Source organism: Fictibacillus terranigra, from assembly GCF_030412265.1.
In the GTDB taxonomy this organism is placed as follows: Bacteria; Bacillota; Bacilli; order Bacillales; family Fictibacillaceae; genus Fictibacillus_C; species Fictibacillus_C terrinigri.
In genome coordinates, this window is the sequence record NZ_JAUHLN010000001.1 from 1,123,605 (window position 1) to 1,135,615 (window position 12,011).

At 44.7% G+C, this 12,011-nt stretch carries 16 protein-coding genes and 1 riboswitch; of the genes, 5 read left to right on the forward strand and 11 right to left on the reverse strand.

Annotated elements, in window-relative coordinates:
* The first annotated feature begins 123 nt into the window (after window positions 1-123).
* Complete coding sequence (gene ytkD / locus QYF49_RS05640) at window positions 124-600, forward strand: RNA deprotection pyrophosphohydrolase (protein ID WP_290398622.1); 477 nt, start codon at window positions 124-126, stop codon at window positions 598-600.
* A gap of 50 nt (window positions 601-650) precedes the next feature.
* On the opposite strand, the gene QYF49_RS05645 is transcribed toward ytkD, so the two are convergent.
* The 3 genes from QYF49_RS05645 to QYF49_RS05655 are packed head-to-tail and all read right to left on the reverse strand — an operon-like array spanning window position 651 to window position 3,257.
* A complete protein-coding gene (locus tag QYF49_RS05645) occupies window positions 651-1,451 on the reverse strand; it encodes an ABC transporter permease (protein WP_290399056.1) in 801 nt (266 codons plus the stop codon).
* Entirely contained in the window at window positions 1,438-2,217 is a 780-nt protein-coding gene (locus QYF49_RS05650) for an ABC transporter ATP-binding protein (RefSeq protein WP_290398623.1), read from the reverse strand. Before QYF49_RS05650 ends, QYF49_RS05645 begins: the two co-directional genes overlap by 14 nt.
* 26 nt (window positions 2,218-2,243) lie before the next feature.
* Window positions 2,244-3,257: an ABC transporter substrate-binding protein gene (locus QYF49_RS05655; RefSeq protein WP_425589548.1), complete on the reverse strand. Its 1,014-nt coding sequence runs from the start codon at window positions 3,255-3,257 to the stop codon at window positions 2,244-2,246.
* Between the two features lie 120 nt (window positions 3,258-3,377).
* On the opposite strand from QYF49_RS05655, the gene QYF49_RS05660 reads away from it, so the two are divergent.
* The gene (locus tag QYF49_RS05660) at window positions 3,378-4,175 is read left to right on the forward strand and encodes an alpha/beta hydrolase family protein (RefSeq protein WP_290399058.1); all 798 of its coding nucleotides are present in this window, start codon (window positions 3,378-3,380) and stop codon (window positions 4,173-4,175) included.
* Between the two features lie 91 nt (window positions 4,176-4,266).
* On the opposite strand, the gene QYF49_RS25670 is transcribed toward QYF49_RS05660, so the two are convergent.
* Both QYF49_RS25670 and pckA read right to left on the reverse strand, forming a co-directional pair.
* On the reverse strand, window positions 4,267-4,455 hold the full coding sequence (locus QYF49_RS25670; RefSeq protein WP_354005811.1) for a hypothetical protein: 189 nt from the start codon (window positions 4,453-4,455) through the stop codon (window positions 4,267-4,269).
* Between the two features lie 102 nt (window positions 4,456-4,557).
* Window positions 4,558-6,141 carry a phosphoenolpyruvate carboxykinase (ATP) gene (gene pckA / locus QYF49_RS05670; protein ID WP_290398625.1) on the reverse strand — a complete coding sequence of 528 codons (1,584 nt, stop codon included), beginning with the start codon at window positions 6,139-6,141 and terminating at the stop codon, window positions 4,558-4,560.
* Window positions 6,142-6,423: 282 nt separating this feature from the next.
* Window positions 6,424-6,546, forward strand: a riboswitch (SAM riboswitch).
* Window positions 6,547-6,729: 183 nt separating this feature from the next.
* Between pckA and metK the strand changes: the two genes are divergently transcribed.
* Window positions 6,730-7,929, forward strand: a complete 1,200-nt coding sequence (metK, locus tag QYF49_RS05675; RefSeq protein WP_290398626.1) for a methionine adenosyltransferase — start codon at window positions 6,730-6,732, stop codon at window positions 7,927-7,929.
* 63 nt (window positions 7,930-7,992) lie between these two features.
* On the opposite strand, the gene QYF49_RS05680 is transcribed toward metK, so the two are convergent.
* The 5 genes from QYF49_RS05680 to QYF49_RS05700 form a co-directional block, all read right to left on the reverse strand.
* Entirely contained in the window at window positions 7,993-8,136 is a 144-nt protein-coding gene (locus QYF49_RS05680; RefSeq protein ID WP_290398627.1) for a hypothetical protein, read from the reverse strand.
* A 17-nt stretch (window positions 8,137-8,153) separates the two neighbouring features.
* Window positions 8,154-8,705 carry a phosphatase PAP2 family protein gene (locus tag QYF49_RS05685; RefSeq protein ID WP_290398628.1) on the reverse strand — a complete coding sequence of 184 codons (552 nt, stop codon included), beginning with the start codon at window positions 8,703-8,705 and terminating at the stop codon, window positions 8,154-8,156.
* A gap of 148 nt (window positions 8,706-8,853) precedes the next feature.
* Window positions 8,854-9,423: a manganese catalase family protein gene (locus tag QYF49_RS05690; protein WP_290398629.1), complete on the reverse strand. Its 570-nt coding sequence runs from the start codon at window positions 9,421-9,423 to the stop codon at window positions 8,854-8,856.
* A 24-nt stretch (window positions 9,424-9,447) separates the two neighbouring features.
* Window positions 9,448-9,711, reverse strand: coding sequence for a spore coat protein CotJB (locus QYF49_RS05695; RefSeq protein ID WP_290398630.1), 264 nt, complete (start codon window positions 9,709-9,711; stop codon window positions 9,448-9,450).
* A 6-nt stretch (window positions 9,712-9,717) separates the two neighbouring features.
* Window positions 9,718-9,930, reverse strand: a complete 213-nt coding sequence (locus tag QYF49_RS05700) for a spore coat associated protein CotJA (protein WP_290398631.1) — start codon at window positions 9,928-9,930, stop codon at window positions 9,718-9,720.
* A 174-nt stretch (window positions 9,931-10,104) separates the two neighbouring features.
* On the opposite strand from QYF49_RS05700, the gene QYF49_RS05705 reads away from it, so the two are divergent.
* Entirely contained in the window at window positions 10,105-10,506 is a 402-nt protein-coding gene (locus tag QYF49_RS05705) for a VOC family protein (RefSeq protein ID WP_290398632.1), read from the forward strand.
* On the opposite strand, the gene QYF49_RS05710 is transcribed toward QYF49_RS05705, so the two are convergent.
* Complete coding sequence (locus QYF49_RS05710; RefSeq protein WP_290398633.1) at window positions 10,479-10,997, reverse strand: gamma carbonic anhydrase; 519 nt, start codon at window positions 10,995-10,997, stop codon at window positions 10,479-10,481. The genes QYF49_RS05705 and QYF49_RS05710 overlap by 28 nt on opposite strands.
* Window positions 10,998-11,230: 233 nt before the next feature.
* Here QYF49_RS05710 and QYF49_RS05715 point away from each other — a divergent pair, with 233 nt between their 5' ends.
* Window positions 11,231-12,010, forward strand: coding sequence for an alpha/beta hydrolase (locus tag QYF49_RS05715; RefSeq protein WP_290398634.1), 780 nt, complete (start codon window positions 11,231-11,233; stop codon window positions 12,008-12,010).
* Window position 12,011 lies beyond the last annotated feature (1 nt).

Consider the following 12,011-nt stretch of genomic DNA (forward strand, 5'->3'; position numbering starts at 1 on the left):
GCACTTTTCATAAAAATGAAAAGAAAATAAAATAATAGTCAGTAAAGTCCTTTATGGGATTGGACAAATGTATGCTTCCTTATTTACAATGGACATAACCTAGCGATTTGGAGTAACTAAACAATGGAACCGATAATTTTTAAAGATTACTACGACAACACGGTTAAACTTTCTTTTGAAGATCACCCGTTCTCAAAAGATCCGAAGCATGTCTGGGTACTGTGCCGATTCCGGGGGCAATGGCTTTTGACAGAGCATCCTCGGCGGGGAATCGAATTTCCCGGCGGCAAGGTTGAACCTGGAGAAACAGCAGATCAAGCTGCGGTCCGCGAAGTTTTTGAGGAGACCGGGGGCCACGTATCCTCCCTTCATTATCTTGGTCAATACAAGGTGGATGGAAAGGGAGGCATGATTATTAAGAACATCTATTATGCTACTGTAGATAAAATTTTGCTGAAAGATCGTTATTATGAAACCAATGGTCCGGTTTTTTTCGAAACGCTGCCGGAATCCTTTGATGGCGAAAGGAAATTCAGTTTTATGATGAAGGATCAAGTGCTTATTCAAAGCCTTCAGCATACAAAAGAAAAATTTTTATAAAATAAAAACAGCAGCTGGTTTAGCAGTCTGCTGTTTTCTTGTGTTATTGGTCAAGAAATCCGGTTTTTGATCAATTTCTTTTCGAGTGCTTCTACCAGCTGATACATGATGGTAGCCAGGAACGCAATGATCAGAAGGCTCATCAGGACAAGTGTGAAGTTGAAAACCTGAAATCCATAGATGATGAGATATCCGAGACCTTCCTTTGATACAAGAAATTCTCCCACAATGACTCCTACCCACGATAAGCCGACATTGACTTTTAACGAGGAAATGATGGCAGGAAAGCAGGCGGGAAGGATGACCTCTTTAAAGCACTGGAATTTAGTGCCGCCGAATGATCGAATGACCTTTACATAATTTGGTTCAACATTCGTAAACGCTGTGTAGATAACTATCGTTGTAATAATGACTGAGATCAATATCCCCATGGCCACGATGGATGTCAGGTTTGGCCCGAGGGCAACAATCAGAATAGGTCCGATGGCAACCTTAGGCATGGCATTCAGAACGACCAAGTAGGGATCCAGTACTCTTGACAGAAAAGGGAACCACCAGATCAGAGCGGCCAGCAAAGTTCCGATCAGCGTACCGAGCAGAAAACCGAAAACGGTCTCTGTCAGCGTCATGCCAATATGAACGAATACGGTTCCGTCAGAAATTTTTTCAGCCAACAGCTTTACGATTTTAATCGGGGAGCTAAAAAGGAGGGGATCGATCCATTTCTGATCAGAACTATATTGCCATAAGCCGAAGAACACAATAAAGATCAGGAACTGTGAAACCTTCACTTGGATCGTTCGCTTTCGTAATTTCTGCAAATAGTCAGAGTGGGCCTTATTCGGTATCATTTTGTTCAATTTGCTCCAACTCCTCCCATATTTGCTGAAACATGACCGTGTAATCCGGATGCTGGCGTGCTTCAAAAGGCAGACGTTTGCGGAGGTGACCGGACACAGGAAACGTTCGGAAGATCCGACCGGGTTTCGTGGAAAATAAGATGATCCGGTCGCTCATGGCGATCGCTTCACCGATATCATGTGTTACGAGAATAGCTGTTTTGCCATGCTCTCTCAGCGTAGAGGAAACCAGGTCTTCCAGCTTAAGTTTCGTCTGGAAGTCAAGGGCTGAGAACGGTTCATCCAGCAGCAGGATCTGGGGGCTGGTGGCAAGTGTCCTCACTAAAGCGACGCGCTGTCTCATTCCGCCGGATAGTTCGCTCGGGTATTGGTCGAGGGTATCGTGCAGTCCGATTTCTTTCATAAGTGATAATGTATAGTCTATACGTTCTTTCGTTAGGCAATTTTGAAGCTTTAATCCTACCATTATGTTGTCTTTAATGGTTTTCCAGGGAAACAAGTAATCTTGCTGCAGCATATAGCCGATTTTGGCATGAGGTTCTTTAATGATCTGGTTTCGCAGAGTAACAGTTCCCGAGGTAGGCCGCAGAAGTCCTGCGATGATGGATAGCAGCGTTGATTTTCCACAGCCGCTCGGTCCGAGAAAAGAAACAAACTCTCCCTCCGAAACAGAGAGAGTTATGTCCTCCAGTGCAGTCGTGGCCGTTTGCTTGGAAAAGTAAGTTTGACCAACCGATTTCAATTGTAAGAAGGCCACTATGATCCCTCCATTATATTTATGGTTTATTTCGTTGCATCACGGGAAAAGGTGGTGTTGACCAGTTTGTTGTAGTCTGCTTTTTTGGGAAGTTCTCCCGCTTCCTTCATAACGGATTGCAGATTGTTCCAGGCTCCTTCTTCAAGGATTGGATTGACCGCATAGCTGTGTTGTCCTTTATAGCGGTCGACTACCTTTTCGATGAGATCAACCGATGTATCTTCAAAGTGTGGGGCGATAATAGCGGCTGTTTCTTTGGCGGTATGTGTTTCCACATAAAGCTGGGCTTTATAGAGTGCCCGTGTAAAGCGTTTGAGTACATCGCTGTTTTTTTTCATATAGCTTTGTTTTGTCATGTAAGACGTGTAAGGAAGCTTGCCGGATTCTTCTCCAAAGGATGCAACAACATACCCGATGCCTTTTTGTTCAAAAAGGCTGGCCTGGGGTTCAAAAAGCTGTACATAATCGCCGGTTCCTGAAGCAAAGGCGTTCGGGATATTCGCATAATCAATGTTCTGAATCAGCTTCATATCTTTATGTGGGTTAATTCCGTGCTTCTTCAAACTGTACTCACCGGCCATCTGAGGCATTCCGCCCTTCCTTTGGCCGAGGAATGTACTGCCTTTCAACTGATCCCAGGAAAAATATTTTGGCTTTTTCCTTGCCACCAGGAACGTTCCGTCTGTCTGGGTCAGCTGTGCAAAATTGATGACTGGGTCACTGCTGCCCTGGGCATCAACGTAAATGGAAGTTTCAGAACCTACGAGGGCGATATCCGCTCCATTTGACAGCAGGGCCGTCATCGTTTTGTCGCCGCCCCACGTCGTTTTTAGATCGATATCAATGCCTTCATCTTTAAAGTACCCCTTTTCAATGGCAACATATTGGGGAGCATAGAAAATCGAGCGGGTAACCTCCGCAATCCTCACTTTGTCCCGTTTTTGTTCTTCGGAGTTATCAGACGAGCATGCCGAAAATAGAAGACATGTGGCAACAAGCAGTGTGAAACAGAGCATGAAATGGGCTTTTATCCGTTTCAAGGGTGTGCCTCCTTTTTGTTCGAATGAAGTTTTGCTTTTCATGTAATACTTTATGTGAGTTGAAAAATTGTGTGTTAGCCTATTAGAAAAAAGGAGAGATACGTATTGTTAGGAAGCAGCCTGATCACTCATGCACAAAGATTTCCTTCACCGCATCCACAGATTACGTTATTCAAAGTTTCCTATAAAAGTGAAGGATTAACGATAAAAGGGCTGTTAGCTATTCCAGAGCACCAGCGTCCGCTTCCGGGATTTTTATATTTGCGAGGGGGGATAAAAAAAGTGGGAATGGTCCGGATTCCCAGGATCATCCAGCTTGCTTCGCAGGGGTTTGTAGTGATGGCTCCTTTTTATCGTGGAAATGAAGGCGGGGAGGGGCGTGAAGATTTTTGCGGAGCAGACCGTTACGATGCGTTTCACGCGTTTGAGGTGCTCCGATCACTTCCTTCAGTTGATCGGGAGCAATTACATATCTTTGGGTTTTCCAGAGGTGGTCCGATGGCGTTTTTCACGGCGCTTAGATTTCCTGAAGCTCGTTCTGTTGTCATTTGGGGCGGCGTTTCTGACATGGCTCTTACCTATGAGGAACGAGTAGACCTGAGAAAGATGATGAAAAGGGTCATAGGCGGCACTCCCGCTAAAAATCCGGAGGCCTACAGGTTGCGCTCACCTGTATACTTTTGTGAGGGACTTGACGTCCCCATCTTATTGATCCACGGGTGCCGGGATGAAAATGTGGGTCTTCAGCACTCCTTAATGCTCAAAGAATGCCTGGAGCCAAATAAAAGAGTAGAAACATGGTTCTATCCGCAATATACACATCATTTTCCGCCGCAAGAAAATCGAAAGATCACGTTTGCCTTTTGCGAATGGATGAAAACGCAAAACGGAGAAAAGCCGGAGCTGTCACCCTTTTAACAAGTCCGGCTTTTGTACATTGAGCATCATTTTTAATGTGGGTTCAAAAAGATCCATCTGCTTCCCTGTACGCATGAGGTCATGCGTCACACTAATCGCGGAAATGGCGGCCCCATCCAGAAAGTTGAACATAAACCGGGGCCATCGGTTTAAACTCTCCACGGTTCGCACCCTTTTGAATAAGAGCGTTAAAAATACGGGCTGCACTCTTCTCGTACCGTTTCGCAACGTACTCCCTGTTTTTCGGTTGGCGCCAATGCGTGATCCCGTATTCAACGATTGCCGCACTAAAGAGATTTTCCTTTTAAAAAAGGTGCCAGGCACCGGCTTTTGACATGTGTCAAAAACGGGTGCCTGGCACCTGATATTTACGCTTTTCTTTTTAGACAAGCGGCCCTGCACTCTTAATTTCTGCAGGAGCATGGTTGAACTTCGAAAAGTTTTCTTTGAATTTGTTCGCAAGCTCTTTTGCTTTACGGTCGTAATCTTCCTGGTTCTCCCAAGTCCTTTTAGGCTGAAGTACTTGATCAGGAACACCAGGGCAATGTACGGGTGTATGAAGCCCGAAAATAGGGTCTGTTACCGTTTCAACTGATTTTAATTCTCCTTGAAGAGCGGCCTGAACCATAGCTCTTGTGTAAGAAAGGTTCATCCGTTTGCCTACGCCGTATTCTCCGCCAGACCATCCGGTATTCACCAGGTAGACTTCAACTTCATGATGGTCGATTTTTTCTCCTAGCATTTCGGCGTAAACGGTTGCTTCCAATGGAAGGAACGGTGCGCCGAAGCAGGTTGAGAAGGTGGCTTGAGGAGATGTGATTCCTCGTTCAGTTCCGGCAAGTTTACTCGTATAGCCGGAAAGGAAATGGTACATAGCCTGCTCTTTTGTCAGTTTACTGATTGGAGGCAAAACGCCGAAAGCATCCGCTGTCAAAAAGATAATCGTGTTAGGGTGGCCAGCAACACTAGGCTGAATAATATTCGGAATCGCCTGAATCGGATAGGCAGCTCTTGTATTTTCTGTCAGCGCGCCATCGTCATAATCGCCTACACGTGTTTCATAATCAAGGACGACATTCTCGAGAACGCTTCCAAATCGGATGGCATTCCAGATCTGCGGTTCTTTTTCTTCAGAAAGGTTGATGCACTTTGCATAGCAGCCGCCTTCAATATTAAACACACCTGTATTCGCCCAGCCATGTTCGTCATCACCGATCAAGGAACGATGAGGATCTGCAGACAGCGTGGTTTTACCCGTACCGGATAATCCGAAGAACAGCGCAACATCGCCCTCCTGTCCTACGTTTGCGGAGCAGTGCATAGAAAGGATCCCTTTTTCAGGAAGAACGTAGTTCATCACAGAGAAAATGGACTTTTTAATTTCTCCTGCATATTCCGTACCTCCGATCAATACAATACGCTTTTCAAATGATATAATAATGAAAGTTTCGGAATTGGTGCCGTCTACTGAAGGGTCGGCTTGAAATCCTGGTGCAGATATAACAGTGAATCCCGGTTCGATTTCTTTTAGCTCCTCAGCTGTCGGACGGATAAACATTTGGTGCGCAAACAGGTTATGCCAAGCGAATTCATTGATGACCTGAATAGGCAGCCTGTATGCGTGGTCTGCACCCGCAAAACCTTTAAAGACAAATAATTCTTCTTTTTGTCCTAAGTAATGGAGTACTTTTTTATAGAGCTTTTCAAATTTTTCTTCGTTAAAAGGCTTATTGATTTTGCCCCAATTTATTTTATTTCGTGTACTCGCTTCTTCCACGATGAATTTGTCTTCAGGAGAGCGTCCTGTATATTTTCCAGTAGTGGCCCTGAGAGCACCGGTCGAAGATAAAATTCCTTCATTGCGGAGCAGCGCTTTTTCAACTAACATAGGCACAGGGAGATTTTCTTGAGCAGCCGCACTGGATAGAATATCGTTTAAAGTCGTCGTTAAATCAACCGTATTCATGTTCGCAAAACCATCCTTTTAAGAAATATATTTATCATTATTATCGGAAGTAAATTTGTAAATAGTATAACACATTAAAACTAATAATGTATACTATTTTATTTAACAGTTTGTAAATTGGTTCATGAATCAGGCTCTTTGTTTAAAAAAAGCGTAATCCTGCCAATATAATAGGAGAAACGTTAATTTAGCGGATCGGCAGAACCCGGCGGTTGCGGGAAATTGCTGCTTTTCAAGTTGACATGTTTGTCGAATTGCGCTATTATATTTCGGGAACGGCTACTCTTATTCCGAGTAGGTGGAGGGACAGGCCCTATGAAACCCAGCAACCGACACTTCATCACCTAACAAGCGAAGTGAAAAGGTGCTAACCTGCAAGGTGAAAAAAACCTTGAAAAATAAGAGGTGAAGGCGTAGTCATAAGACCTTTTCCCTCGTGTTATTTTTTGGTCAGGGAAAGGCTTTTTTTATGTCTTAAAATCGTTTGAACCTGAATTATTAATAAAAAGAAGTATCACATATAGGAATGAGTACCGTATCTTATTAAAATTTGCTCTATTCTAGCGGTAGAGAAGGAGGATATCTCAATTGTCTAAAAGTCGTCGTCTTTTTACATCTGAATCTGTTACAGAAGGACATCCAGATAAAATTTGTGACCAGATTTCCGATGCCATCCTTGATGAAATACTGGCTAACGATCCGAATGCCCGTGTAGCTTGTGAAACATCCGTAACGACAGGCCTTGTGCTTGTTGCTGGTGAAATCACCACATCTACTTATGTTGATATTCCGAAAGTCGTTCGCGAAACGATCAAAGAAATCGGCTATGACCGCGCAAAATACGGTTTTGATTCTGAAACATGCGCAGTTCTAACATCAATTGATGAACAGTCAGCGGATATCGCGATGGGTGTTGACCAAGCGCTTGAAGCTAGGGAAGGTTCGATGACTGATGAAGAAATCGAAGCGATCGGTGCTGGTGACCAAGGTCTAATGTTCGGTTATGCGAATAATGAAACACCTGAACTTATGCCGCTTCCGATTTCTTTGGCACACCGTCTGTCCCGCCGATTGGCTGAAGTGCGTAAAACAGAAGAGGTTCCTTACCTTCGTCCGGATGGTAAAACGCAAGTAACAGTGGAATATGATGAGAATGACAAACCGGTTCGAATCGATACGATCGTTATCTCAACTCAGCACCACCCTGAAATTACACTTGAGCAAATTCAATCAGACATTAAAGAACAAGTCATCAAGCCTGTTGTACCATCAGAATTGATCGACGAAAACACAAAATACTTCATCAATCCGACAGGCCGTTTCGTTATCGGCGGTCCACAAGGGGACGCGGGATTGACTGGACGTAAGATCATTGTTGATACGTACGGCGGATATGCTCGCCACGGCGGCGGAGCATTCTCCGGTAAAGATGCAACTAAAGTTGACCGTTCTGCGGCTTACGCTGCCCGTTATGTAGCGAAGAACATCGTTGCCTCAGGCCTCGCTGACAAAGTTGAAGTACAGCTTGCCTACGCGATCGGCGTTGCACAGCCTGTATCCATTGCGGTTAACACATTTGAAACTGGAAAAGTTTCTGAAGAAGTACTCGTTGATCTTGTTCGCAAAAACTTTGATCTTCGTCCTGCTGGAATCATCAAAATGCTCGACCTTCGCCGTCCGATCTACAAACAGACAGCGGCTTACGGACACTTCGGCCGTACAGATGTTGAGCTTCCTTGGGAAAAAACGGACAAAGCCGCAGCACTTAAAGAACAAGCTAAGGCATAATCACATGAAAAAGCCGGCCGCAGGGCCGGTTTTTTTACGTATTAAATTACGTGCCAGACACCTTTACATTATATCTGGAGGTTTATGCTCGAAGGGTTTCATGAATACAGGAAGCTTGAAGATTGCAGGTGGTGTGATGCTTGGATTGAGATTGGGCCTGATTTCTTTCACAATCATCAAACGGTCTTCCTGTGGTGCTTTTTTCATGTAACCCCTCCTAATTTTTATAAAAAGTAAGGAACGAGATAAACATTAAACAAGAACACGGAAAAAATTCCTGAACTGATCCCAAGGATCATTCCAGCGAGTACATCTGTTGGATAATGAAGGCCAAGGTACATACGCGACATGCCAACTGATAATCCGAGCGGAAGCAGAATGGCGAGCAATCCGGGGTGGATAAAGGCGAGCGGGACGATGACCGAAAAAATTGCGGTCGTATGCCCTGAAGGGAAGGAGTGGTCCTTCAGTGGATTGCTGAAGGTCTTAGTACCCGGAATCATTAAATAAGGACGTTTCCGCGGATAGCATTTCTTGGAGATCGCCACCGGAATGTGGCTGAGAACAAGAGACAGAACTCCTGCTGCAGCAAATTTCTTGAGATCGGCAGGAACAGAAAGCAGGAGAAGCAGTGTAGTTAGAATCGTGCATGTCGCTCCGCCAAGATGTGTGATCACATTGAAATACTTGTCCAGCAAACGGTGCTGCAGTCGGCCGTTCACCCATTTAAACACATCACATTCCTTTTCATAGATCCAGCCGGTTACTCTTGCCATGGAAGTCCTCCTTGCTTTATAACGATTTCTCTTTCAGCGTACAAGAGGAATATTGAAGATGTTTAAAGGCAGTGTGAAGAAATTGTTAATAAATGAAAAAACCGTCTGGAAAGGATTCCAGCGGTTCACGGCTTTTAGCGAATAGAGGTTAAAAGAAAACCTTCTGATCACGTTCTTGTTTAAGGATTTCAACCGCTTCACGAAACCGCAAGGAGTGGATGATCTCCCTTTCCCGCAAAAATCTAAGCCCGTCGTTGAGATCTGGATCATCGGACATATCGATGAGCCATTGATAAGTAGCTCGTGCTTTTTCCTCTGCCGCAATGTCTTCGTAAAGGTCGGCGATCGGGTCTCCTTTGGCTTGAATATAAGCTGCCGTAAATGGGACACCGTCCGCATTATGATAAAAAAGTGCGCTGTCATGGTTGGCATAGTGCGCGTCTAGTCCGGCATCGCGCATTTGCTGGGGAGTGGCATCCTTTGTTAATTTATAGATCATCGTGGCAATCATTTCAAGATGGGCAAACTCCTCTGTTCCTATGTCGGTTAACAAGCCAATGACCTTGTCGGGTATTGTATACCGCTGATTCAAATACCGTAATGCCGCTGCGAGCTCCCCGTCTGCTCCGCCGTATTGTTCAACCAAAAACTTAGCAAGCCTCGGATTGCATGTACTGACCTTAACGGGATACTGCAGTTTTTTTTCATAAATCCACATAGTGGTCCTCCCATGCTTTTACATTTAAACTTGCCACGGCCAGGGTGCTTTGTTCCAATCCCACGGAGTTCCTGAATAACTGTTCCCATATTGCTGCATCGGCCCATATTTGGACTCGATGGCTTTCTTGAGCTTCTTTCTTTCCTGGGCATAGTGATTGAACTGCTGTATGCTGGCCGTGTCATTTGGATGGGTATCCAAATAAAGTGTCAATTCGACAAGGACAAAGTCCACCGCCTGCAATTCCTCTAGGAGCTGATAGTACTCAGCTGGAAGGTTCGTTTCCATTCCGGTTCAACTCCTCCTGTCATATGGATTTTCATAGTAATCATAAAGTGCAGGCCAAAGTGTCCCTTTTTTTAAGGCCTCTTGCGGTGAGAACTGGGGCAGGTTGTACGGTTGAAATGTCATATACAAATGCGGAGGAGTGCGATAATATTTTTTTCCAATAGGAGGGCAGGGATCGAAAGGGCTGTGGTAAGGAACATAGGATTTTACATATTTCAAACGGTTCACCTCCAAACATAGTACTCTTTCTAAACTATTTTCTAACGGTGTGGATTATGTCTTTTTTATCGGTACAGAGCCTACCGTTTAAATAAGAAATCATCTTATGGTATGATTTATCAGGAACAGGAAATTAGACGAACGGAAAATCACTGAGAGACGAAAGGAGAAACCATGTACGAAGGAGTTCACCACGTATCACTGGTTGTTACAGATTTAAAAAAGGCGCTTTATTTTTACGAGGGGATTTTGGGCTTTTCGGCAAGCGAAGAGCGCCCGCAGTTCGCGTTTCCTGGTGTTTGGTATGATTTTGGGGGGACACAGCTGCATTTGATCACGAATCCAAAAGGAAAAGCATTGAGAGGAACCGATGAATTGGACAGCAGAGACGGCCATTTTGCCGTCCGTGTCAAAGATATTCCAAGGTTATTAAAAAAACTGGACCACCATCATATTCCTTATTTAAATAAGCCGGAAAATAAGACACCTTGGCATCAGGTTTATGTCAGCGATCCAGACGGGAATCTAATAGAGTTTAACGGGGAGCGTCAGTCTGTTTCTGAAAGAGATTTATAATATTGCCCTTTTTCTTGGTATTCACGGCGGATCCTGTCCATGTCGGCAATATCTTCCGCATTCAGTTCACGGATGACTTTTGCCGGACGGCCAAAAGCAAGTGTGTTGGGGGGGATTTTTTTGCCTGGTGGTACGAGGCTGCCGGCCCCGATGAACGCTCCTTCACCAATTTCAGCCCCATCAAGGATTAGAGATCCCATGCCGATGAGTGCGTTTTTTCGAATAATACTGCTGTGTAAGATTACGCTGTGTCCTACGGTTACTCCGTCCTCCAATATAAGAGGCCGTTTCGGGCTCTGGTGAAGAACCGAGTTGTCCTGAACATTGACGCGTTTGCCAATGATAGTAGGAGAGACATCTCCGCGTATCGACGTGTTAAACCAGATAGAACTGTATTCACCAATCGTAACATCGCCTGTTATGGTTACATAATCTGCAATATAGGCGCTCTCTGCGATTACTGGGTGTTTTCCATTAAAAGGGTAAATCAAAATATCACATCCTATTTTCGTTTAAAATGATAAAATCAGGGCGTCTCAGCTTTTCTTGATCCAGCTTCAGCGGCTAAAAGCTAGGCCGTTTCGCTCTTTCACAAAATACAAAAAACGTATTTGTGTTCAAGAACTCCAACTGCCTTCGCTTTTGACCAAGCCGCTTCAGCTTTTCTACCTATTCTATCAAATGAAATATTAAATGAAAATGATTTCGGGAAGGGGATGGCGTTATGTGGAAGTGGGAATCGAAAGACGAAGCTAAAGGCGTCGTTATTATGGTCCATGGGGCGGGCGAATACCATGGACGGTACGAATGGGTCATTCGGCAGTTTAATCTTGCCGGCTTTCATGTCCTCATGGGGGATCTTCCGGGTCAGGGGACTACAACACGCCGCAGGGGACACATTGATTCGTTTGATGAATACATTACGGCCATTGAGTCCTGGATAAGCGAAGCCGACGGCTGCGGTCTCCCTGTATTTCTCTTTGGGCACAGTATGGGAGGGCTCGCTTGTATCCGTGCGGTTACGGAAAGATCTCTTCCTATTAAAGGCATGATTCTTTCATCTCCTTGTCTAGGGCTGGCAAGCCAGCCTTCTAAGGGGATCGATACCTTATCGAGAGTGTTGAATAAAGTGGCGCCATCTGTTAAATTTGCTGCTAACATCGAACCTGTTCATAAAACAAGAAATGAGCAAGTATTGCTTCGGGATTCGATGGATACCCTTTTGGTAGACCGTGTTTCTGTCAGATGGTATCGGGAACTTGTGAATGCTATGAAACTGGCGAATCGGGACACTGCCCGTTTTCCCAACATCCCGCTGCTGGTTATTCAGGCGGGCGATGACCGGATCGTTGACAAACTTGCCGTCCGTGACTGGTTCAACCGGCTTGAGCTGCATGATAAAATGTACAGAGAGTATCCCGGTCTGTACCATGAAGTATTGAATGAACCGGAAAGGGACGACGTCTTTAAATTTATTAAATCGTATTTAAATCTGCATTTTTGAT